This is a genomic window from Marinobacter antarcticus, assembly GCF_900142385.1.
Classification (GTDB): Bacteria; Pseudomonadota; Gammaproteobacteria; order Pseudomonadales; family Oleiphilaceae; genus Marinobacter; species Marinobacter antarcticus.
On sequence record NZ_FRAQ01000006.1, the window covers coordinates 21706 to 43689 of the forward strand.

At 55.0% G+C, this 21984-nt stretch carries 20 protein-coding genes, 1 tRNA gene and 1 pseudogene; 14 read left to right on the forward strand and 8 right to left on the reverse strand.

What is annotated here, in order from left to right:
- Positions 1-90: 90 nt before the first annotated feature.
- The 8 genes from BUA49_RS17205 to rdgC are packed head-to-tail and all read left to right on the forward strand — an operon-like array spanning position 91 to position 5850.
- On the forward strand, positions 91-1431 hold the full coding sequence (locus tag BUA49_RS17205) for a TRZ/ATZ family hydrolase (RefSeq protein ID WP_072799823.1): 1341 nt from the start codon (positions 91-93) through the stop codon (positions 1429-1431).
- 35 nt (positions 1432-1466) lie between these two features.
- On the forward strand, positions 1467-2183 hold the full coding sequence (gene ubiG / locus BUA49_RS17210; protein WP_072799824.1) for a bifunctional 2-polyprenyl-6-hydroxyphenol methylase/3-demethylubiquinol 3-O-methyltransferase UbiG: 717 nt from the start codon (positions 1467-1469) through the stop codon (positions 2181-2183).
- Positions 2173-2835 (forward strand): HAD family hydrolase, encoded by a 663-nt coding sequence (locus tag BUA49_RS17215; RefSeq protein WP_072799826.1) that lies wholly within the window; start codon positions 2173-2175, stop codon positions 2833-2835. The genes ubiG and BUA49_RS17215 overlap by 11 nt, the downstream gene beginning before the upstream one ends.
- A gap of 57 nt (positions 2836-2892) precedes the next feature.
- Positions 2893-3642: a YciK family oxidoreductase gene (locus BUA49_RS17220; RefSeq protein ID WP_072799828.1), complete on the forward strand. Its 750-nt coding sequence runs from the start codon at positions 2893-2895 to the stop codon at positions 3640-3642.
- Positions 3642-3875 (forward strand): glutaredoxin family protein, encoded by a 234-nt coding sequence (locus BUA49_RS17225; protein WP_072799830.1) that lies wholly within the window; start codon positions 3642-3644, stop codon positions 3873-3875. The genes BUA49_RS17220 and BUA49_RS17225 overlap by 1 nt, the downstream gene beginning before the upstream one ends.
- A 13-nt stretch (positions 3876-3888) precedes the next feature.
- Entirely contained in the window at positions 3889-4659 is a 771-nt protein-coding gene (gene yaaA, locus BUA49_RS17230; protein WP_072799832.1) for a peroxide stress protein YaaA, read from the forward strand.
- Positions 4660-4683: 24 nt separating this feature from the next.
- The gene (locus tag BUA49_RS17235) at positions 4684-4887 is read left to right on the forward strand and encodes a DUF2788 domain-containing protein (protein ID WP_072799834.1); all 204 of its coding nucleotides are present in this window, start codon (positions 4684-4686) and stop codon (positions 4885-4887) included.
- A 36-nt stretch (positions 4888-4923) separates the two neighbouring features.
- Entirely contained in the window at positions 4924-5850 is a 927-nt protein-coding gene (rdgC, locus tag BUA49_RS17240) for a recombination-associated protein RdgC (protein WP_072799836.1), read from the forward strand.
- A 45-nt stretch (positions 5851-5895) separates the two neighbouring features.
- Here the strand turns inward: rdgC and BUA49_RS17245 are convergent, their stop codons facing one another.
- Positions 5896-8640, reverse strand: a complete 2745-nt coding sequence (locus BUA49_RS17245; RefSeq protein ID WP_072799838.1) for a bifunctional acetate--CoA ligase family protein/GNAT family N-acetyltransferase — start codon at positions 8638-8640, stop codon at positions 5896-5898.
- Between the two features lie 155 nt (positions 8641-8795).
- On the opposite strand from BUA49_RS17245, the gene BUA49_RS17250 reads away from it, so the two are divergent.
- Positions 8796-9722 carry a histone deacetylase family protein gene (locus tag BUA49_RS17250; protein ID WP_072799840.1) on the forward strand — a complete coding sequence of 309 codons (927 nt, stop codon included), beginning with the start codon at positions 8796-8798 and terminating at the stop codon, positions 9720-9722.
- Between the two features lie 27 nt (positions 9723-9749).
- On the opposite strand, the gene BUA49_RS17255 is transcribed toward BUA49_RS17250, so the two are convergent.
- Positions 9750-10667: a flagellar protein MotY gene (locus BUA49_RS17255; protein WP_072799842.1), complete on the reverse strand. Its 918-nt coding sequence runs from the start codon at positions 10665-10667 to the stop codon at positions 9750-9752.
- 243 nt (positions 10668-10910) lie between these two features.
- On the opposite strand from BUA49_RS17255, the gene pyrC reads away from it, so the two are divergent.
- Together pyrC and rnt are read left to right on the forward strand one after the other, a co-directional pair.
- Complete coding sequence (pyrC, locus tag BUA49_RS17260) at positions 10911-11942, forward strand: dihydroorotase (protein ID WP_072799844.1); 1032 nt, start codon at positions 10911-10913, stop codon at positions 11940-11942.
- Positions 11943-11985: 43 nt separating this feature from the next.
- Positions 11986-12642 carry a ribonuclease T gene (gene rnt / locus BUA49_RS17265; protein ID WP_072799846.1) on the forward strand — a complete coding sequence of 219 codons (657 nt, stop codon included), beginning with the start codon at positions 11986-11988 and terminating at the stop codon, positions 12640-12642.
- A gap of 83 nt (positions 12643-12725) precedes the next feature.
- Here rnt and BUA49_RS17270 read toward each other — a convergent pair whose 3' ends face one another.
- A complete protein-coding gene (locus BUA49_RS17270) occupies positions 12726-14711 on the reverse strand; it encodes an SDR family oxidoreductase (protein ID WP_072799847.1) in 1986 nt (661 codons plus the stop codon).
- A 372-nt stretch (positions 14712-15083) separates the two neighbouring features.
- Here BUA49_RS17270 and BUA49_RS17275 point away from each other — a divergent pair, with 372 nt between their 5' ends.
- Together BUA49_RS17275 and BUA49_RS17280 are read left to right on the forward strand one after the other, a co-directional pair.
- On the forward strand, positions 15084-15383 hold the full coding sequence (locus BUA49_RS17275) for a hypothetical protein (protein ID WP_072799849.1): 300 nt from the start codon (positions 15084-15086) through the stop codon (positions 15381-15383).
- Positions 15384-15463: 80 nt separating this feature from the next.
- Positions 15464-18316: an insulinase family protein gene (locus BUA49_RS17280; protein WP_072799851.1), complete on the forward strand. Its 2853-nt coding sequence runs from the start codon at positions 15464-15466 to the stop codon at positions 18314-18316.
- Positions 18317-18325: 9 nt separating this feature from the next.
- Here BUA49_RS17280 and BUA49_RS17285 read toward each other — a convergent pair whose 3' ends face one another.
- A complete protein-coding gene (locus BUA49_RS17285; protein ID WP_072799852.1) occupies positions 18326-18967 on the reverse strand; it encodes a TIGR04282 family arsenosugar biosynthesis glycosyltransferase in 642 nt (213 codons plus the stop codon).
- Entirely contained in the window at positions 18954-19661 is a 708-nt protein-coding gene (locus BUA49_RS17290) for a TIGR04283 family arsenosugar biosynthesis glycosyltransferase (protein ID WP_072799854.1), read from the reverse strand. The genes BUA49_RS17285 and BUA49_RS17290 overlap by 14 nt, the downstream gene beginning before the upstream one ends.
- Positions 19662-19747: 86 nt before the next feature.
- Between BUA49_RS17290 and BUA49_RS17295 the strand changes: the two genes are divergently transcribed.
- Positions 19748-19824: transfer RNA gene (locus tag BUA49_RS17295), tRNA-Arg, on the forward strand.
- Positions 19825-20025: 201 nt separating this feature from the next.
- On the opposite strand, the gene BUA49_RS17300 is transcribed toward BUA49_RS17295, so the two are convergent.
- The 3 genes and pseudogenes from BUA49_RS17300 to BUA49_RS17835 form a co-directional block, all read right to left on the reverse strand.
- Positions 20026-20259 carry a hypothetical protein gene (locus tag BUA49_RS17300; RefSeq protein ID WP_139248813.1) on the reverse strand — a complete coding sequence of 78 codons (234 nt, stop codon included), beginning with the start codon at positions 20257-20259 and terminating at the stop codon, positions 20026-20028.
- A 35-nt stretch (positions 20260-20294) separates the two neighbouring features.
- Complete coding sequence (locus BUA49_RS17305) at positions 20295-20996, reverse strand: hypothetical protein (RefSeq protein WP_072799857.1); 702 nt, start codon at positions 20994-20996, stop codon at positions 20295-20297.
- Positions 20997-21006: 10 nt separating this feature from the next.
- A pseudogene (locus BUA49_RS17835) lies at positions 21007-21984 on the reverse strand (hypothetical protein); the annotation flags it as partial.

Here is a 21984-nt window from a genome sequence, read left to right on the forward strand (position 1 = left end):
TACTTTCGGGCTACATTTCATTGTCCGGCGCGCTTGTGCACTTTTTTTGTGCTCAACCTGATTCGTGGCCGGCGCTGCAAGGCAGGGTTAATGACGGCAGATACCATCACCGCAGCCGATATTCGCATCAACGCGCGCTGGCTGATTCCGATTGAACCTTCCGGAGTGGTGCTTGAGCATCAGGCCGTTATCATTCAGGGCACCAAAATTGCCGCAGTGTTACCCATGGCGGAAGCGGATCACGAATTCCGTACCCGCGAGACGATTGAACTTCCCCACCACGTGGTTATGCCTGGGCTGATCAACATGCACGGTCATGCGGCAATGTCGCTGTTTCGTGGCATGGCAGATGACCTTCCTCTGATGACATGGCTGAACGATCATATCTGGCCGGCAGAAGGCCGTTTTATCAGCGAGCAGTTTATTGCCGACGGCACGCAACTGGCCATGGCGGAAATGTTGAGAACCGGCACGACGACCTTCTCGGACATGTATTTTTTCCCGGAGATTGTGGCCCAGATGGCGCACGATACCGGCATGCGCGCGCAGATATGCTTTCCTCTGCTGGACTTTCCCACGGTATGGGGGAGCGGTCCAGATGAATATCTGAGCAAAGGCGAGGCACTGATTGATGCATGGCAAGGCGACGATTACATCATGCCCGCGATTGGCCCACACGCGCCCTACACCGTATCGGACGGGCCGTTAACTGAAGCTGTCGCGCTCTCCAAAAGAACGGGTGCCCGCATTCAGATTCATCTGCATGAAACCGAATTTGAAGTGGCAGATGCCATAGACAAACAGGGTAAACGCCCTATCGAGCGGCTCGCAGAGCTTGGCGTTCTTGGCACCAACACCCAGTGCGTGCACATGACCCAAATCAGCGACTCGGACATTGCCCTGCTCGCAGACACCGGAACACACGTTATCCACTGTCCCGAATCCAACCTCAAGCTCGCTAGCGGCCTGTGCCCTGCCCAGAAGCTTATGGAGCGCGGAATTAACCTCGCAATAGGAACGGACGGTGCGGCCAGCAACAACGACCTGGATCTGTTCGGTGAAATCCGCACTGCGGCCATGGTTGCGAAAGTGGTCGCCAATGATGCGGCCGCGCTCTCTGCCCATCAGGCACTTCAAGTAGCAACGCTCAATGGCGCCAGGGCTCTGGGCCGGGAACACGAACTGGGCTCACTGGTAGCCGGCAAGCTGGCAGACATTATCGCTGTTGATCTCAGCGACCCGTTTATTCAGCCGGTTTACGATCCTGCCTCCCACCTTGTCTACAGCAATCATGGCCGCGCAGTAACCCATAGTTGGATTAACGGCGTACCTCAGGTACAGGATGGAAAACTGACGCGTATTGATGTCCCGGATCTTATGCTTCGCGTTGAGGACTGGGCCAGAAAAATCCGGCAGCAACAGGCTGACTAACCGAATTCCGACAGATTGATCAGGCAGAACGTAACATGACAAACCAGAACGTTGACCGTAACGAAATCGCAAAGTTTGAAGCCCTGGCCAGCCGCTGGTGGGATCCCACCAGCGAGTTCAAGCCGCTGCATGATATTAACCCGTTGCGCCTGAACTACATCGACGAGCGGGTATCGCTTGCTGGTAAGCGGGTTGCGGACATAGGCTGTGGTGGTGGGTTACTGTCAGAAGGCATGGCTCTGCGGGGTGCTCATGTGACCGGCATAGACATGGGCGAGTCGCCCCTTGCCGTTGCACGGCTGCATGGCCTGGAAAGCGGGATCAAGGTGGACTACCGGCAAATCACCGTTGAAGAGTTGGCCCGTGACCCCGAACATGCCGGCCAGTACGACGCTGTTACCTGCCTTGAAATGCTGGAGCATGTGCCAGACCCGGCTTCGGTTATCAAAGCTTGCTCTGCTCTGCTGAAGCCCGGCGGACACCTGTTTGTTTCTACCATCAACCGCAACCCCAAATCCTTTCTGTTTGCCATTGTTGGTGCTGAATACGTTCTGAACATGCTTCCCAAGGGCACCCATGAATGGAAAAAGTTTATCCGCCCATCGGAAATGTCCGATTACCTGCGCCACGCCGGGCTGGACGTACGTGAACTGACCGGTATGACCTACAACCCTGTTACCCGCTCCTACAAGCTGGGCCGGGATGTGGATGTAAATTATCTGATGCACGCCCGGGATATCCGTGAAAATTGAACAACCCTCAACCGTTCTGTTCGATCTGGATGGCACACTGATCGACACAGCGCCTGATTTTATCCGCTGCCTTAACGAGCTGCGCCAGCAACACGGGCTCCCGGCACTCCCGGCGGAGCACATACGCCGATCCGTCTCCAACGGCGCTCGGGCCATGGTGCGGGTAGGCTTCGGGCTGGAACCAGAGCACCCGGATTATCTCGATAAACATACAGCCTTTCTGGATCTTTATGAGTCCGGTGTCGCCGTTGAAACCCGTCTTTTTGATGGGATGGACACTCTGCTTCAGTCGCTGGAGCACCGGGGAATTCCCTGGGGCATCGTGACCAACAAACCGGTACGCTTTGCTGCTCCGCTTGTTCAGGCTCTTGGCCTCGGGGCACGCTGCGCGTCGCTGGTGTGCCCGGATCACGTCACCCATCGAAAGCCCGCACCAGAAGCCCTTTTTCTGGCCTGCAAGCAGATCGGGGCAGATCCTGCCCGAGCGGTGTATGTAGGCGATCATGAGCGGGATATTGAAGCCGGTCGCAATGCCCGCATGAAAACAATCGCCGTGCGCTATGGCTATATCGAAGAGCCTGAAACGGTTGACCTATGGCAAGCAGACATCATCGCCGACACAGTCAACGATCTCGCAAAGCTGTTACAATAGCGCGCTTCTGAAACTGACCGGCTCTAACACACCCCCAGCCTGATACGGAGACAGGTTATGCAAGATTACCAGGCACCCGCTGATCTTCTGAAAGACCGCATCATACTGGTGACCGGTGCGGGCAGCGGAATCGGCCGCACAGCCGCCAAAACCTTCGCCGCCCATGGAGCCACTGTGATTCTTGTGGGGCGCACCGTGAGCAGGCTGGAGTCGGTCTACGATGAAATCGAAGCCGATGGACACCCGAAACCGGCCATAGTGCCGATGAATTTTGAAGGTGCTGCCGTAAAAGACTACGAAGAACTGGCCATGACCCTGGAAGATAACTTCGGGAAGCTTGATGGCCTGTTGCATAACGCCGCCATTCTTGGTGATCGTAGCCCAGTGGAAATGTACGATCCGGAAACCTGGAATAAGGTCATGCACGTAAATGCTACGGCTCCGTTTCTGCTGAGCCGCGCGATGATCCCCCTGCTGCGCAAGTCGGATGCTGCTTCGGTTATCTTCACGTCTTCCGGTGTTGGCCGCCAAGCCAAGGCTTACTGGGGTGCTTACGCGGTATCCAAGTTTGCAGTCGAAGGCCTGAGCCAGCTTCTGGCCGATGAGCTGGATGACAAACACCACAATGTGCGGGTAAACAGCCTGAACCCCGGCGCTACCAGAACCAATATGCGAGCCCATGCCTACCCGGCAGAAAACCCGCAGCAAAACCCGGCGCCGGAAGAGCTGATGCCGGTCTACCTATACCTGATGGGCAGTGACAGCGCAGGGGTAAACGGCCAGCAAGTAAACGCCCAACCGAAATAATGGAACTGTTTTTTTATACTACGTCCCAATGCCACCTGTGTGAGCTGGCCGAAGCCCTGCTGGTGAGTACGCCCATGCCGGCTCCGATTCCGGTGGACGTGGTGGATATCGCGCAATCAGAGGAGCTGGTACAGCGTTACGGCACGAGAATTCCCGTGCTCCGGCGGACTGATACCGGGCATGAACTCGACTGGCCATTTACCCGGGATCAGTTACTCACGTTTCTGCAATGAGGAATTATCTGACATGTTGATGGTTATCTCACCCGCTAAAACCCTCGACTATGAGAGCCCGCTGGCAACGGAAACCTTTACCAAGCCGGACTTTCTGGACGACGCCTGCGAACTGATTGATCAGCTCAAAGAGCTGGAGCCTCATCAGGTCAGCAACCTGATGAGTATCAGCGACAAACTGGGCCAGTTGAACACCGAACGTTTTCAGAGCTGGCACACGCCCTTCTCTCCCCAAAACGCCCGCCAGGCGATTCTGGCGTTCAAAGGCGATGTGTATACGGGGCTGGATGCCGAAAGCTTCAGCGAGCAGGACTTCAGCTTCGCCCAAGAGCATCTGCGCATGCTGTCCGGGCTGTACGGAATTCTCAAACCTCTCGACCTGATGCAGCCGTACCGGCTGGAAATGGGAACAAAGTTCGAGAACAAACGCGGCAAGGATCTATACACGTTCTGGGGTGATAGCATCACCCGGGAAATAAACCGCCTGCTGAAGAGCGACGACGAAGTGCTGGTAAACCTGGCCTCGAACGAATATTTCAAAAGCCTGAAGAAGAAAGATCTTGAAGGACGGCTGATTACCCCCCAATTCAAGGATTGGAAGAACGGTCAGTACAAAATGATCAGTTTCTACGCCAAAAAAGCCCGCGGCCTGATGTGCCGCTATGCCATTCTGAATCGTATTACCGATGCAAACGACCTCAAGGGTTTTGACCTTGATGGTTACTATTTCAGCGAAGACCAGTCCGACAAGAACAACTGGGTTTTCCTGCGGGATGAACAGTAATCCAGATTGAGTTCGGAGCAAGTCATGAATGAAGCAGTATTTTCGCAGATCGCCATGCTGGTGTTTCTAACGGTACTTATTGGCTGGATGGGGTTTATCGTCTGGGATCTGGCCAAAAAATCACAAGCCGGAAAGTTTGGCACCATCGCCCTGTTTATTGTGCTGGGGGCCGGTGTAATCGGTTTTATCATCAAAACAGTGCTCGTAGAGATCATGCAACTATGGTAGAGGCCATGCAATTATGAAAGACAAGGATCAAGCCTGATGTGGTTTCGCAATGCCCGCGTTTTCCGTTTTACCAAGCCGTTTGATATCTCTGCTGAAGAGCTGGAAGAAAAGCTCAGCGGCGATGCATTCAAGCCCTGTGGACCACAGGAAACCACTCGCCAGGGCTGGGTTCCGCCTCTTGGCAAGCACGGTGAACAGCTTGTTCACAGTGCCAATGGTTATCACCTGATTGCCTTGCGCAAGGAAGAAAAAATCCTGCCGGGGCCAGTGATCAAGGATGCAGTTGAAGACAAAGCCGAAGCCATCGAGATCGAACAGGGTCGCAAGGTTCGTCGCAAGGAAAAAGACGAGATTAAAGAGCAGGTCATGCTGGAAATGCTGCCCCAGGCATTTTCACGGAACCGCCGCTCCTTTGCTTATATTGCTCCGAAGGACGGCGTTCTGGTAGTGGATGCCGGCTCCGCAAAACAGGCGGAAGACCTGGCTTCAACCCTGCGCAAAAGCCTGGGCTCTCTGCCCGTGCGACCGCCAGTAGTAAAGCAGGCACCGGCCTTCACCTTCACGGGCTGGCTGAATGAATCCATCGACCTGCCCGGCAAGGTGGTGTTAGGCGATGAATGTGAGCTGAAAGATCCTTCAGAAGACGGCGGCGTGGTTCGCTGCAAAGGGCTGAATCTGAAGGCGGACGAAATCCGCAACCATCTGGAAGCGGGAATGGAAGTTACCAAGCTGGCTCTGACCTGGGACGACAACGTGTCCTTCATTCTGGACGAAGAACTGGGTATCCGCCGGCTGAAATTTGGCGAAACGCTTCAGGATCAGCTCGACGACGTGGATGTGGATGATGCTGTCGCAAAATTTGATGCAGCTTTCACCCTCATGACCCTGGAACTGTCGAAACTGATTCCGGGATTGCTGGAAGCCATGGGCGGTGAAGACCGTTCGGCAATCATCGAAGAGTAATCACTCAGGCGCTTGAGCGCCGCTGGAGCCTTTCGCAGAAAGGCCTCAGTGGGCGCTCTTCCCCAGCCGCTCCTTCTGCCAGTCTTTTTCCGGCTCATTCAACACCAGCCGCAAATCCATCACTTCTTCCTCAACGTTGTACTTCACCTCAAAGCCCATGTGCTCAGCAAGCTGCAGCATCGGCCGGTTGTCTGCCAGCACATTGCCCACCATTTCCACGGTGCCACGAGCGCGGCAGTAATCGATCATTTTCTGCATCAAGGCAACGCCAAGACCTTCACCCTTCATTTTGTCGTGAACCATCACCGCGAACTCGCACTGCAGGTTGTCCGCGTCTGTCCAGGTTCTCACGGTGCCGAGTGTTTCTTGCCCTTTACCGTCCTCTTTCGGCGCATTGGCAATAAAAACCATTTCCCGGTCGTAGTCGATCTGCACCATCTGAGCGACGTCTTCCCGGGAAAAATGCTTACGATACTGGAAGAACCGGTAGCGAATGGATTCCGGCGACTGAAGCTCATGGAATACCCGGTGCGATGGTTCGTCCTCGGCGAGCGCCGGGCGGATAGTCACCCGGCGACCGGACTTGGGAAGCACCAGCCACTCCTCAAGCTCTCTCGGGTAAGGCTGAATAATCGGCCGGCCTGGCGTTTCAGAAAGGTTGATCGCCACATTCACGGCAACGGCACCTTGCTCGTTGAACAACAGGGGAGAAATTTCCAGCCCACGGATCTCGGGAATATCGATCACTATCTGGGAGAGGGTAACCAGCGTTTCTGACACTGCCCGGATATCCGATTCAGGCTTCAGGCTGTGCTCTTTAAGCAGCTTGTACATATAGGTTCGCCGCAACAGCTCCCGGGCGAGAACCATATTCAGCGGCGGCAGCGCAATCTGCCTGTCCGTCATCACGTTAATATGGGCCCCTGAGGCGCCGCAAACAACCAAAGGCCCGAACTGGGCGTCTCTGGTGATTCCTACGCTGAATTCGATGCCACCAACGTGCTGATAGGAGCGCTGCATGGCGAAGCCAAGAAATCCGCTGTCCGGGAAGTGCTTCTGATATTCCTCCATCAGGAAACGGCAGGCATCAATAATCGCTGCCTCATTGTTCAGCTTCTGCACCGTACCCTTATAACGGCGCTGGGTAACACTCAAGGTCATAAACGGGTGGCAGGCCTGCTCGTGGACAATGGTGACGTCCACAGGTCGGCGCTCTATGGAAAAAGCCTCAAGAACTTCTTCTACGTCATCACAATAAACCGTCTCAATGGTGTTAATGCCGTAATCATGAACCACGTCTCGGGCTTCCCGACTCGACAGATGCTTGCGGTCGGAGCGAAGCGCATTCATGACCACCCGCCGGGTTTTGGTATGGTCTGAGAAATGATCGGTAAAGGATTCCGGAGTTTCCGTCAGCAGGCGCTGGACTCGCTGGTGCCGTACATGCTGCATGAAGGCGACGACCGCCTTCTCCGGATTAAAGAATGAAGGTAGTCCGGCACGATAGAACTCCTCGCGGGATTCCATAACCGTGCTCTGGCCTAGCCAGCAAGTGAAGATATTGAGCCGCGTGCCTTTTGCCGCCTGCACAACGGCATCGGCAATCTGCAGACTGTCTTCCGTCAGGCTGGGTGCATACATCACAAGCACGTTGGCTACTTCGGGGTCCTTGGCCAGAATTTTGATTGCCTTTCCGTAAAGCTCCGGGGACGCATCGTAGTTAAGATCGATGGGGTTCTTGCGCGTCCAGTAAGGCGGCAAGAGCTCTGCCAGAGCGCTAACACTGGTTTCGGACAGGCTCGCCAGCTCACCCCCCAGATCTGCCAACCGGTCAACCGCCAGAACCCCGGGGCCTACCCCATTGGCCATAATCGCAAGGGATTCCCGGCGCAGCGGTCGCATCCTGGTGAGCGTTTCCAGCGCATCAAACATCTGCCCAAGCCCGTCAACCCGCAGAACACCAGCACGCTGCAGCATGGCATCGTATATGGGATCACTGCGCGTGATGCCATCAGGCAACTTATGGGGAAGCCATTCAGATTCTGGTACGCGCCCGGATTTAACCACAATTACAGGTTTGGTTCTGGACGCCACCCGCACGGCCGACATGAAGCGCCGGGCGTTGGGAATATGCTCAATGTGCATCAGAATAGCGCGGGTCTGGGTGTCTTGGGCAAGGTAGTCAATCAAATCATCGTGATCGATGTCCATACCATCGCCGAGAGTGAGGAAGTAAGAAAAGCCAACTCCTCGGGCAAACGCCCAGTCAATCACCGAGCTGGCGATAGTGCCCGACTGGCCCACAAACGCCACGCGGCCAGGAAGGACACCCATGTGCGCATAAGTGGCGTTAAGGCTTCTGGCCGGCACCATAAGGCCAATCGTGTTCGGGCCCAGAACCCGGATACCGGTTTCCTTAGCCGCCTCACGAACCGAGTACATCAGAGGCTGCCCGGTCTTACTGTGAGTCCGGGACATACCGCCGGTCATCACAATCGCCGTTCGCACGCCCGCTTCGCCAAGGCGCCTTATGGTCTTGGCTACCGTATCCGGTGGCGTACAGACAATGGCGAGATCCGGCGAAAACTCCATTCTGGACACTTTTTTGACACAGGGCACACCATGCACATTGTCATAATCATTCTGGTTAACCACCAGAAGCTTGCCCGGATAGCTGCCGCTCATCAGGTTTCGTAACACCATACCGCCAAGATTGTCTGACCGCTCCGACGCCCCTATGACTGCTATGGAAGCAGGATTGAACAGGCTTTCCAGGTACCGGGTGCTCAAGCTGACTCTCCTTCATGTGTTTGTTCTATCTTAGGCATAGACGAACCGATGTGAAATGCCTATCGCCCCTATAAGACCAAAGAAACGCGGCGCCATCGGATTATCCCTGATAGGATTAAAGAAAACACAAGTAAAGTCGGGGCGTTTCGAGATTTATGACCACCGCATTTTTTTCCCACGATGACTGCATGAAACATGACATGGGGCCGGAGCATCCCGAAAGCCCTGGCCGTCTGGCCGCCATCATCAGTTACATCGCCGACACCGGAATCGCTGAGAAGCTCGACTGGGTGCGCCCAGAGGAAATTACCCGCGATCAGCTTTTAAGCGTGCACCCGGAACGCTACCTGCAACAGCTCGACATGATGCAACCTACTCGTGGCCGGGTGTTCACCGACCCGGATACCGCCATGATGCCTGACACGTTGCGCGCCGCAAAGTTGGCTGCAGGTGCCAATATTCAGGCAGTGGATATGGTTATGAGCAGTCAGGTTACCAACGCGTTCATTTGTGTGCGGCCTCCTGGCCACCACGCCGAACGCAGCAAGTCCATGGGTTTCTGCTTTTACAATAACGTCGCACTGGCCGCTATGCGCGCGCTCAATTTCCATCATCTTGAGCGAGTAGCCATCATTGATTTTGATGTGCATCAGGGTAATGGCACGGTGGACATTGTGAGCGGAGATGAACGCATACTGATGTGTTCCAGTTTTCAGCATCCCTTCTATCCTCACTCGCACGTGCACCGGCAGGCCGATAACATCGTGAACATCCCCATCGAAGCGGGCTGTTCCGCTGCGGAATTCCGCAAACAAGTGGAAGCTGGATGGATCAAGCGCCTGAACGCATTTAAACCCCAGGTTGTTCTGATATCAGCAGGGTTTGACGCTCACCGCCTCGACCCAATGGGGGAACTCAATCTGGACACCGAGGATTACCGCTGGCTGACCGAAATGCTGGCCGGCGTGGCAAGCGAGCACAGTAACGACCGGATTATTTCGACGCTGGAAGGTGGTTACCACTTGAAGGCGCTCGCAGAAAGCGTGAACGCCCATCTGGAAGTATTGAGTTCTATTTACTGAGGGAGTCGGGCATCCAAGCCCACGGCATCAACCAGCGGAGGACCCGCCGTAGCCATTGGCCTGCTGGAAGCCGGGGCGCTCGCCCTCGCGCTGTAAACGAATGGTCGTGCGGCGATTATCGGCGGCTCGCCTGGATACCGGGTACTGATCTCCATGTGCTCGCACCGTAATCAGGTCCGGATCCACTCCGCGGCTTTTCAGGTAATCCGCCACCACATTGGCACGATCCTCAGACAATGCCCGATTATCAATACGACTTCCAATGCTGTCGCTATGGCCATCGACAAACACCCGCTCAACAGTGATATCGGCCCCAAGATAGGCCACGATATCGTCCAGCAGATTCATGTCGGTTTCAGATAACGTCTTGCTGCCACTAGCGAACACTATTCTTGAGCGCCCTATCTGATCGATATTTACCGGCAGCAGATTCGCAGCGCAAGAACGATAACGCTGATACTGACCGTTAAAATTGATGTTGGAAACCTGCACACGAACCGGGCTCCCATCGTACCAGGACGCACGAGTAACGGTTGGACGCATACCGTCCAGAAGGCTTTGCGCAAGAATTACCGCCTGACGCGTCTCAAGAGATACCTGGCGGCGCCCCTCGGATACGTTTACCGCGCCCACAGGCCTCGGCGCCACTCCCGGCCGCCAGGCAGGTGCCTCAACAACCAGCGAGCCTCGCCCTGGGCGCATGAGACGGGATTCTGATTCCAGAAAAAATGACAGGTCTTCTCCGGCCCTGCGCCGGAAAATTGCCCGACCGTAGCCCGGAACCTCGTGCACCAGAGAACATTCGAAAACAGATTCGGCAAGATACCACTGGCTGTTTGAAATTCCGGCACCATAGCTTCCAGCCTGACCAGACCCGGGCAAAAACAATCCCAGCACCAGTGTTGCCAGCATATTCAGCGATTTTCTGGGGAGGCCGAGTGCCATAAAAGCGCCATAAGAGCGCCGTAAGAGCGCCGTAACAGTTATACCGTTGGTTCACGGATGTTTCGTGGTTTCACTGTTTAACGGCAACAGATCGGCGTTCTTTAGTCGGCGAGAGGAAAAACAATCACCGGCGCGTTCTGCTATAATTTGCAAAATTTCTCAGGGCCAAAGCGCCGTCCAAAACGAACGCGCCTTTCACGTCTCTTTTTTTCAGCACTTTGAAGGTATTGCGGAAACGAGCTCATGACCGAACAGCTTACACTTGTACGCCCCGACGACTGGCACCTCCACGTTCGCGACGGCGATGTTCTAAAAGACGTCGTGCCGGCAACTGCGGCCTGCTTCGGGCGAGCGATCATTATGCCCAACCTTGTACCGCCGGTCACAAACGCCGCTGAAGCGTCAGCGTACCGGGATCGCGTACTGGCAGCGGCCAAAGGCACGAATTTCCGGCCATTGATGACGCTTTATCTTACAGAGTCCACGAACCGCGAAGACATCCTTGAAGCAAGCGCCGAAGGCGTTGTCGCAGCGAAACTATACCCGGCTGGAGCCACCACAAACTCCGCTTCCGGCGTACAGGACATCCGCAATATCTACCCGGTATTGGAAGCCATGGCAGAGTGCGGCATGCTGTTGCTTGTTCATGGCGAAGTCACCGATGCGGACATTGATATTTTTGATCGGGAGAAGGTGTTCCTTGAACGCGTTCTGGCACCCACACTGGAAGCCTTCCCCAACCTCAAGGTTGTGCTTGAACACATCACCACCGCCGATTCTGCGGAGTTTGTAAGGCATTACCAAGGCGACAATCTTGGCGCAACGGTTACACCTCAGCATCTGATGTATAACCGCAATCACATGCTGGTGGGGGGGATTCGCCCTCACCTCTACTGCCTTCCGATTCTGAAGCGCAACCGGCACCAGCAAGCCCTGAGGGATGCCATTGCAAGCGGTGACAAGCGGTTCTTTCTGGGAACCGACTCTGCCCCGCATTCAAAGGATAAAAAAGAAGCTGCCTGTGGCTGCGCGGGCTGCTATTCAGCCTACGGCGCGATAGGGCTGTACGCGGAGGTTTTTGAAGAACTTGGCATTCTTGACCAGCTGGAAGCATTTGCCAGCCTCAACGGTGCGGATTTCTATGGTCTGCCGCGAAATACCGATACTATTACCCTGGTGAAGAAACCTTGGACAATGCCGGATGATTTACCCTTGGCGGGTGGCACCATCATTCCGCTGAAAGCCGGCGAAACAGTTAACTGGCGCTTGGCGTAAACTTCCCCCGACTTCCTGATAAACGGCCACGACCGGAGCTTTAGTGACTGACGAAAACAGACAATCGCACCCCATGTCCCGCAGATTCCGCGGTTTTTTGCCCATTGTTGTCGATGTCGAGACCGGCGGGTTCAATCCGGAACGTGATGCTCTGCTGGAAATAGCTGCCGTGATACTGACCATGGACGACGACGGTCGGTTGCGGCGTGCTGAAACCCATGTGCAGCAGATTGACCCGTTTGAAGGAGCCAATCTGGAGCAATCTGCGCTGGACTTCACGGGGATCGATCCCTGGAACCCGGAGCGGGAAGCTGTGCCTGAGCGTGAGGGCCTGAGCGAAATCTTCGGCCCCATACGCAAGGCGGTCAAGGCACACGATTGCAAGCGCGCAGTTCTGGTGGGACACAACGCAACCTTCGATCACAACTTCGTATTTGCTGCGGCACACCGGGCGGAAATCAACAGGAATCCGTTCCATCCCTTCTCCACATTCGACACGGCCACCCTTGCGGGCCTCGCCTATGGCCACACTGTTCTCGCCCAAGCCTGCAAACTGGCGGGCATTCCGTTCAACAATAAAGAAGCTCATTCCGCTGCCTACGATGCGGAAAAGACAGCCGATCTGTTTTGCGGGATCGTCAATCGCTGGCAAGAGCTGGGCGGGTTTCCGCCGCCTGTGATTTCGGATGAAGCCGAATAGTACGGGCTAGATTTCGATAAACAGCATCTACAAAAAAACCCGCAATGCGGGTTTTTTTGATTCAAGGATGCGAACAACACTGCTTACCAGTGAATGCCTCGCATAACAGCTGCGAATGCCACCTGTTCCGTGGACACCTTAGGCCTTTCAATGGACTTACCGCCTACTCCCGGAGATGAATCCGGAAACATGCGATACCCTGTATTCATTACGATTTCGCCCATCTTCGGCGCCAATGCATGCAGCACCTGAGCAAAAGTGCCAAGGCGCGTAGCAACACGCTTGGGGCGCTCAATAATTGCATTCGTCACCAGGTCCGCCGCCTCTTCCGGCGAGAGAGTCGGTACCGAGTCGTAGATCTTGGTGGGAGCAATCATTGGCGTTTTCACCAACGGCATATTGATGGTGGTAAACTTCACGTTTCGATCTGACCATTCAGACGCCGCGCATCGACTAAATGCATCCAGCGCCGATTTGGACGCCACATAGGCCGAGAAGCGAGGTGCGTTTGTAAGAACACCGATGGAAGAAATGTTAACCACATGCCCGCTATGGCGCTCCAGCATGGAAGGTGCAAACCCCATGATCAGACGAACGGAACCGAAGTAGTTCAGCTGCATGGTGCGCTCAAAATCATGGAAGCGATCAAACGACAGCGCCAGCGAACGGCGGATTGAGCGCCCGGCATTGTTTACCAGCACATCAACATGGCCGTGGTTATCCAGAACAGTTTTCACAAACCGGTCGCACTCCTCCATATCGGAGAAGTCACACTGGTAGGCATGTACATTGCCACCCTTGGCTTCCAGGGATGCGGTCACCTCGTCCAGTGTTTTCTTGGTGCGAGCGCCAATCACCAGAATAGCGCCAGCGTCCGCCAGCTTCTCGGCAGTCGCCAAGCCGATGCCTGAAGTTGCACCGGTTATCACACACACCTTGCCTTCAACCGTACCCTTGAGAGTGCGGTCCTTGAACAGGTCAGGGTCGAGATGACGCTCCCAGAAGTCCCAGATCACGGGTGCGTAACCTTCCAGGCGTGGCACCTCTATACCCGTTCCTTTCAGTGCACGCTCGGTTTCACGGGCATCAAAGCGAGTGGGGTAATCTATAAAGGACAGCACTGAGCGTGGAATGCCCAAATCGTCCAGCACGGCGCTGGTGAGCCGCTTAACCGGCGGCAGGTTTTTCAGGCTCTGACGGATAAAGGGCGGAACAAAACCGAACATGCGAGAGTCAATGCGCATCGCCATTTTAGGCGCGTGGCCGGCATCACAGAATATGTTGAGGATTTCGCCCACTTTGTAAGGGTCAGAATCGACGAGGTGGAAGCACTTGCCGTCTTCGCCTTCCAGATGTGCTATGTGATCCAGTGCATTAACTACAAAGTCCACTGGGACAATGTTCAGGCGACCGCCTTCAACTCCAATCGTCGGCACCCACTGCGGCAGCGTGCGACGGATTTTCTGAATCATTTTGAAGAAATAGTATGGACCATCGACCTTGTCCATTTCCCCAGTTTTCGAGTTGCCAATCACCATGCCTGGGCGATAGATACGGAATGGCACCTTGCACTCTTCACGGACCACCTTTTCGGATTCGTGCTTGGTCTTCAGGTACGGATGATCCAGATTCTCCGCTTCTTCAAACATGTCTTCGCGGAAAATGCCCTTGAACATACCCGCTGCTGCAATAGAGGAAATATGATGGAAGTGTTTTGCCTTCATTGCTTCAGCGGCATTTACTGCGGCCCGGGTGCCATCAATATTCGTGGCCTGTTGGGCTTCCTCATCGGCACCCATATCGTAAACAGCAGCCAAGTGGAAAAAGTGGTCGATCTTTCCTGTCAGGGCCTTAAGGGTTTTGGCATCAATGCCCAGGTTTTTGCTGGTAAGGTCGCCGACCACGGCCTTGACACGTGACTCATCCACGCCCCAACGCTCCCTGAGTTCGTCAAGCTTGCCCAGGGACTGCTCACGCACCAGCAAATGCACGGTGCCACCGCGTGCCAGAAGTTTTTCCACCAGGAAACGGCCAATAAACCCGGTACCACCGGTCAGGAAATAATCCATTGATAATCCACCCTGCTTGTTGCTCTGTTGTTGTCTATCCATGCCGGCCTTATTAGACTAAAGTCTAACAAGGCCCTGTACCGCCGGCATTGTACTTAAATGTAACTTACATGTATCGGTCTTTTTTAGAGCATTTACTCTGTAACCCGTTGTTTTTAATAGAGCCATTACTCTAAAAAACGATAGCAGCGCCTGCTTTTTTTGCCAACACAATGCACTTTAGACTAGCACAGTAATTGGCGCCCGCCCTCCCAAGCGATGAATTACCGCAAAGCAATGAAACAGCCTGCCAGCAATGCGATAATCTGGAACTTGTTGCCTCTTCAGGCGTCACATCTTTCCACAGACCAAGCAATATCCGGAAACCAGAAAATGCAGAATGACAACCCGAATACCGAACGCTACATCACCATTGCACGAGCCTGTCTGAAAGCTATCAACGACACGACAAAAAACTCCGGAGACCGGGAACAGAAAATCCAGGCGGTTTACCAGGCAATCGACAGTGCGTTCCAGGCAGAGTTTGCCGATTACCGCGAGTCCGTCGCTATCATGGCAACCGTGCTGGAACGGATTGCTTCCGGCCAGCTTGATGGTGAAAAAGCGGCAGATCTGGCCCGCAAAACTCTGGATCAACAGCCGGAGAACACCCGCAAGTCAATGATGCACTGAAACAGAGTGCACCGTTTCTGTGCCAGACCGTACATCCAGAAGAACTTTTCAGAAGATCCATAACGGATAACAGAGGCCCTATGCGAATTGGTACCCACTTGAACGCAAGAATACAGGTGCTAACGGCAAATGCGTTTGCGCTGCTTTTGCTGTTATTTGTCAGTTCGTTTGCCACAGCGGCACAAACGCCGGAGAAGAGCCCGAACGATAACAACGAATACCGCCTCATTGAAATGGATAACGGCTTGCGGGCCATTCTGGTCTCCGACAAGAATGCAGACAAAGCGGCTGCCTCCATGAACGTAGCCGTTGGCAGCGGGGATGATCCAAAAGAGCGGGAGGGCATCGCACACTTCCTGGAGCACATGCTGTTTCTGGGTACTGAAAAATATCCCGAGCCTGGCGAGTATCAACAATTCATCAAGAGCCACGGCGGCAGCCATAACGCCTTTACCGCTTTCAGCAATACCAATTATTTCTTTGATATCCAGGCTGATTACCTGGAATCTGCGCTGGATCGCTTCGCCCAGCAGTTCGCCGCGCCCCTGTTTACCGCCGAGCTTGTTGACCGCGAGCGCAACGCCGTTCATTCAGAGTTCAGTGCCAAACAGAAAGAAGACGGCCGCCGCTTCTATTCCGTCAAGAAAGCCGTCAGCAACCCTGAGCATGCCTTCCACCAGTTCGCTGTCGGCAACCTGACCACGCTGGAAAATACTGACACCAACCCTCTGCGGCCCGATCTGATCGAGTTCTGGAAAACCCGTTACTCAGCGAACCTGATGACCCTCGCAGTTTATGGCCCGCAGCCGCTGGACAATCTTGAGACTATGGTGCGGGCGCGCTTTGACGCCATCGAAAATCGCGACCTGAAACCTAAGGCTCACACCGCAGCATTGCTGGAAACAGGGGGCTTACCCGCAAAAGTGACTGCGAAGGCGATCAAGGATGTGCGCAGCCTGTCGCTGTCGTTCCCGATTCCGTCTCAGCGGGAAAACTACCGCACAAAGCCAGCCAGCTACATTGCCAGCCTGTTGGGCCATGAAGGGCCAGGAAGCCTTTTTGATGTGCTCAAGAAGAGCGGCCTGGCAGATAGCCTGTCAGCAGGCATTGGTATGGACACGGGCGAAAACGCCACGCTGGACATCAGCATTGCGCTTACACCCGAGGGCCTGAGCCGGCATGAAGAAATCCCGCCACTGGTTTTCCGGTACATCGACATCATTCGTGAAAAAGGCATCAGCCAGCAGCGATTTGAAGAAATGCAGCGGCTGGCACGAATCGATTTTCGCTTTCGCGAACAGGGTGAGCCCATACATGAAGCCATGCGCCTGTCGAGCCAACTCCAGGATTACCCCGCAGGTGACATTCTCAGCGCGCCCTGGCTGATGGAGCGTTACGCGCCAGATCAGTACCGGGATATTCTTGCCAGGCTGACACCGGATAACATGATGGCCTATTTACTGTCGCCGCAGCCTGACCTGAAGAATCCGAACCTCACCCAATGGTATGAGACACCCTGGAAAATCGAACCCCTGAATGCGGAAACTCTCCGGACCAATGCTCCAGACGCACTAGCCAAGGCGCTTCAGCTTCCATTACCCAACCCGTTTGTACCGGAAAACCTGGCCATGGTGCCGGGCAAAACCATGAGCAAGCCCGAACTGCTTGGTAACAAAGACGGTATGGCTATCTGGTTTGCCCGGGACACCCGCTTTAATACGCCAAAAGCCAACGTATTTTTCAGCCTGCGCACTCCGGCTGCCAGCGTATCAGCGCGTAGCCACGTGCTGACGCGGCTACTGGTAGACAGCATCAACAACAACCTGAACGCCTGGGCCTATTCCGCTCGCCTTGCAGGGCTTGATTACAGCATTTACCCGCACCTCCGCGGCATCACCTTGCGCGTAGGCGGCTACAGCGACAAACTGCACACCCTGATGAACCGCATCCTCATGCAGGTTGCTGCGCCGGAGATCACCCGACAACGGTTTGATATCGCCCGGCAAAACCTGATAGACAGCCTGCAAAACAAAGCTAAAGACCGCCCCGTGGAACAGACATCAGAGTTCATCCAGACAGCCCTGCTTGAGGGAACCTGGAGCACCGAAGAAAAGCTGCAGGCTGCCAGAGAGGTGACCCTCGACGAGCTTATGTCTTTCGCCGAGGCTCTGCTTTCAGAAGTCGACCCAGTACTGCTGGTTCATGGCAATATTACGGAGTCCTACGCACTTAACGTGGCTCAGCAGATTGATGCCATTGTTCTTGGCAAGAGTGACTTTATGCCGGTAGAGCGCAGCCATGTTCGCAAACTGCCGGCGGAGGAAATGCTGGTTTCCCTGAACGTAGACCATCCGGATACCGGATACACACTCTACACTCAGGGCAAGAACACCAGCTTTGAACAGCGCGCCCGGTTCCGCCTGCTGGCGCAGATTATAAGCAGCCCGTTTTATGAGGAAATCCGCACCACCCGCCAGCTCGGCTACATTGTTTACGCAACGCCGTTTGAAATGCTTGAAACTCCGGCCCTCGGCTTCGTGGTTCAATCCCCTACCGCCAGCCAGGAGGGCATAGACCAGGCGGTGCGCGAGTTCACTGCGGACTTTGAGACGACTCTCAGCAATCTGAGTGAGGAGCGCCTGGAGCGCGAAAAGCAGGCGGTGATCAGCAGCATTCTCGAGCAGGACCGTCAGCTGGGAGAGATTTCTGGACGCTACTGGCGCGAAATTGATCGGGACTCAGATGGCTTTGACTCCCGTGAGAAGCTCGCGAAAGCTGTCGAAACAGTCAGCCTTGAGCAGCTGAACACCACCTTCAGGGATTCGGTATTAAACAGGGACCGGGCGCTGCGCGTCGTTACAGGGGGAGAGGGGTTGAGCGCTAATGACGCCCGCGACCTTATCTTGCTGCAACCGCCAGTTACAGCCAGGTAAAAACGGACGCTACTCAGCGACAGACAGGCGCTGAAAACGCGCCCAGTCCTCCGGTTCATCCACATCCCAGCGGGGCTCCAGCAAACCAACGCTGAGCCCCAGCTCCTTCAGCCGCTGGCAGGTTTGCTCTAGAACACCTTCCGTGCCCCACTCAATACCATCGAGCATGTGCGGAATCACCCTGCGGGCGCCAATCAGCACATAGCCACCATCATCGGACGGCCCCAAAACCACATCGTGTTCCTGCAGACTGGCCACTGCCTGATGCACGTAATCCGGTTCAACCGAAGGGCAATCGCTGCCCACGATCAGAGCCAAACCGTGGGACACAAGACCCGTTTCAAGCGCACCGAACATGCGATCGCCCAGATTAGCGCCCTGTTGTACTTTCTGTGCCAGGCCCCGTTGCTCAATAGTGCGAACAATGTCCTGCGCATCCGCCGGCACAGACTCTACCTCTCGATCCCACCAGAACTGCACAGGAACGCCGGAGCCACACAGGTTATCCAGCACAGCAAGCGTGAGCGCCAAGTGCGCATCCAGCGCCCCGGAAACACCCAGCGCAGGAATCAGGCGTGTTTTTACCCGACCGGCGTCCGGCCACTTGGCGAATTGCATCAACAGTGCATCGGGAGATTCAGTCTGTGCCATTACGAACGTCCGAACGGTAGGAATGAGCAAGCGTTTCTGGCGATTCGCCGCGCCAGTAGCGCCAACGTAAACGCCACATAAGAAAAATAGTGCGCCAGACGCCCCCCTGCTCCCAGCGCCGGCTGTCAGTGATAACCGGTTCCTGAATGCAGAAGAGGCGGGAAACCAGGCGGAGCCGGCTGGAAAATTCAATATCTTCCATGATCGGCAGGCTATCAAATCCATGCAGGGCCTCAAAAACTTCCCTGCGCACAAACAACGCCTGATCACCGGTGCAAATACCCGTTAACCGCGAGCGCTGGTTCATGAACCAGGCAATCACCCGGAGCACCACACCCTGACCGCTCAGGCGCACATCAAAACGGCCCCAGGCTTTGCCACTGTAAAAAAACTCACTCAGGCAATTCAGTGCATTTGCAGGAAGGCGGGTATCAGCATGCAGAAATAGCAGAACACCGCCTTTAGCAACGGAGGCGCCCGCATTCATCTGCACGGCCCTGCCCTTTACTGACTGAACCACCCGATCCGCAAGCGGGCTTGCCAGCCTGGCCGTGCCATCGGTGCTGCTGGCATCCACAACGATCACCTCATGCCCCGCTGAACGCAGCGGCTGCAGAGCTTCAAGCGTGTCCACAACGCCCCCCGCCTCCATCCAGACCGGCACTACGATACTTAACGAGAAAGGGTCAGACAAAACGCACTCCCGCACCAATAGAAAACAAGGTAACACCTTGAGCCATAAGCTTCAGGCCGCTATCATACCGACCTTCTGAAAGAAGCGCCTTCGTAGCTCATCTGGATAGAGCGTCCCCCTCCTAAGGGGAAGGTAGCAGGTTCGAGTCCTGCCGAGGGCACCATTTTTTACTTATAGATCATGTAGTTGCAGCGATTAAGAAAGATAGTTTAAAGTTTTTTCTTGTTACTGCAATCTCGTGTTACCAATATGTTACTAGGCGACTGCCCAGAACATAAAAATAAACCGCTCGCATGGATTTGCCTAGCGGTCGCGCCACCTGCCTAGTGGTGGTACAGCCAAGAGGGTACTGGCACCTTCCCCCCTAGCCGTTCTGCTCACACCACTTTATAAAACCCTCACTTAGCCAGTCTGGTTCAAGATCCAGAAAGCTACAGCAATGCCGCAACATCGGCCCGCACCTCACCAGGTCGTCGAACGCCTGCTCAAGATGGTAGCTTTCAGCGTCGAAATCTCGCGTGCGCTCACCCTGCCAATAGCTGCAAGCATCCGCCACCAGCAACCGCAAGACGTCAGCCCATAGCCTAGATTCAGGCAAACCGGCATCCCTGCCGTAATCTGCCGCCTCCAAGATCAATCAGCATCAGCCGGCACCGGATTATAAGAACTTTCCAAAGCGCGATAGGCTTCGGCGCTCTGAGCTTCGGATTCCTCAATTTCTCGCAATTGGACGGGGTCATAACCGCTGTCGATGGATTTTCTAACAATACCAAGCGCCACTAGGCCAGCATCGAACGCCTCAAACAAGTCAGCCTTTGCCGCTGTCTCTTCCGGTGCCATCGCCTCCTGGAGGCCTTCACGGTATCGGGTCTGCATATCGGAAGTGACGCCAGAAAGCAAAGCCGGTGCTTCGCTTATCGCGGCTATGGTTGCACCGTCGCCAGCCTTTAATGCCGCGTTCAAGGCTTCCCCACGCTCTTTAAATGACATCCCCCGGAAGGCTGCCCGGATTTCAGCGCCGTGCAAAGTTTCGCGCAGTCCTGCTTTTTCGGTGATAGCCATGTCGAGTTCATTAATGCCACGGCGAGCATTATCGTTTAGAGACTTTTCCCAACGTTGCGTTTCAGTTTGCAGGCGCTTGGCCTGGGCTGCAATTTTTAGGGTGTGGCCCGCGTCTGTGTCTTTGGGGCTTTTGTTGGCGCTGAAATTCTCGAGCCCTTCAACGCTCCTGACCATCTGATTTACGTGAATCTGAAGACTTCGGGCGTGACTGCTTTTTTCGGCTGCCTTAGCCATGCGTGAGCCGATTTCTTTTAGCGGTGCAGAGTATTTCATGGGTAATTCCTCAAGTTGGGAAAGCTACAGGGATTGGTTTCCAGAATCCGCCATGCTTTAAGCCATAACGGCAAGCATCAGCGGCATGATCGGGTGCGGACGAATCAACATCTTCAGGGTTGCGGGGATCACGTGGCAGGCTTGGTACTGTCTCCCACCAGATCCGGCAATTACGGGACACGTACAGGCCAGGAACGTCTGGGCTGCCGGCATCAGCTAGTAACCGGCGCATCTTCTGCCAGCCCGCTAAACGGCTGCCTTTCTGCGCTCGCTCAAAGTGAACGCCAGCCCGCTTGAACTCGTCGGCAATGCTGCCCTCCTGGGAGCCGGTGCGGTTGAATATCGCGTCATCAGCAACGCCTGCCGGCGCAACGCCCCAACGCAGACACATGGATTTTATGCGGTCTGCCTGATCGGGTACGGTTAGGCCAAGGCCAGTATTTAAGTCGTCTGGGTGTGTGGTGGTTTCCTCATCCATCAGCACGAAAGAGTCACGCGGGTAGAAATAACCGTCTGGGCCTTCAGCGCCTGGGCTTTGAGCTACAAGGTAGGTGACGGAAGGAGCCGCCACACCGAAATCGTGGGCCAGGTGAAAACGCCACCTATCGTTTACGGTGCCTGCCGTGCCTCTATAGCCCTTGGTGTCCGATGGGAGCTTTGCGCCCTCGTAAACATCAGGACGGTTTGCCCACGGCTCAATCATCACCCGTTTTTCGTCAATGACGTTGCTGAAGTACGCGCCACGCAATACTGACCAATCACCATTTAGCCATGCTCTGCCTAGCTCTGGGTCAGTGGCACACGAGGCCATAAGGTTCTTTGCATAACGCTCGCGGTCGATAAACTGGTTATCGCGGTAGGTGCTGTTAATGCTCACGAAATCAAAGCCGGTTGCTGCATCGGTGTACGGCTTCCACGGCTCATTGAGAGCATACCGGCGAACTAGCCAGGCATGGCCCACACCGCCAGGGTTAGCCAGGACAATGAA

Bases quoted from the DNA above. Each gene is read 5' to 3' on its own strand.
- BUA49_RS17205 (WP_072799823.1), top strand. From the start codon at position 91: ATGACGGCAGATACCATCACCGCAGCCGATATTCGCATCAACGCGCGC.
- ubiG (WP_072799824.1), top strand. From the start codon at position 1,467: ATGACAAACCAGAACGTTGACCGTAACGAAATCGCAAAGTTTGAAGCC.
- BUA49_RS17220 (WP_072799828.1), top strand. From the start codon at position 2,893: ATGCAAGATTACCAGGCACCCGCTGATCTTCTGAAAGACCGCATCATA.
- BUA49_RS17225 (WP_072799830.1), top strand. From the start codon at position 3,642: ATGGAACTGTTTTTTTATACTACGTCCCAATGCCACCTGTGTGAGCTG.
- yaaA (WP_072799832.1), top strand. From the start codon at position 3,889: ATGTTGATGGTTATCTCACCCGCTAAAACCCTCGACTATGAGAGCCCG.
- BUA49_RS17235 (WP_072799834.1), top strand. From the start codon at position 4,684: ATGAATGAAGCAGTATTTTCGCAGATCGCCATGCTGGTGTTTCTAACG.
- rdgC (WP_072799836.1), top strand. From the start codon at position 4,924: ATGTGGTTTCGCAATGCCCGCGTTTTCCGTTTTACCAAGCCGTTTGAT.
- BUA49_RS17250 (WP_072799840.1), top strand. From the start codon at position 8,796: ATGACCACCGCATTTTTTTCCCACGATGACTGCATGAAACATGACATG.
- BUA49_RS17255 (WP_072799842.1), bottom strand. From the start codon at position 10,667: ATGGCACTCGGCCTCCCCAGAAAATCGCTGAATATGCTGGCAACACTG.
- pyrC (WP_072799844.1), top strand. From the start codon at position 10,911: ATGACCGAACAGCTTACACTTGTACGCCCCGACGACTGGCACCTCCAC.
- BUA49_RS17270 (WP_072799847.1), bottom strand. From the start codon at position 14,711: ATGGATTATTTCCTGACCGGTGGTACCGGGTTTATTGGCCGTTTCCTG.
- BUA49_RS17275 (WP_072799849.1), top strand. From the start codon at position 15,084: ATGCAGAATGACAACCCGAATACCGAACGCTACATCACCATTGCACGA.
- BUA49_RS17280 (WP_072799851.1), top strand. From the start codon at position 15,464: ATGCGAATTGGTACCCACTTGAACGCAAGAATACAGGTGCTAACGGCA.
- BUA49_RS17285 (WP_072799852.1), bottom strand. From the start codon at position 18,967: ATGGCACAGACTGAATCTCCCGATGCACTGTTGATGCAATTCGCCAAG.
- BUA49_RS17305 (WP_072799857.1), bottom strand. From the start codon at position 20,996: ATGAAATACTCTGCACCGCTAAAAGAAATCGGCTCACGCATGGCTAAG.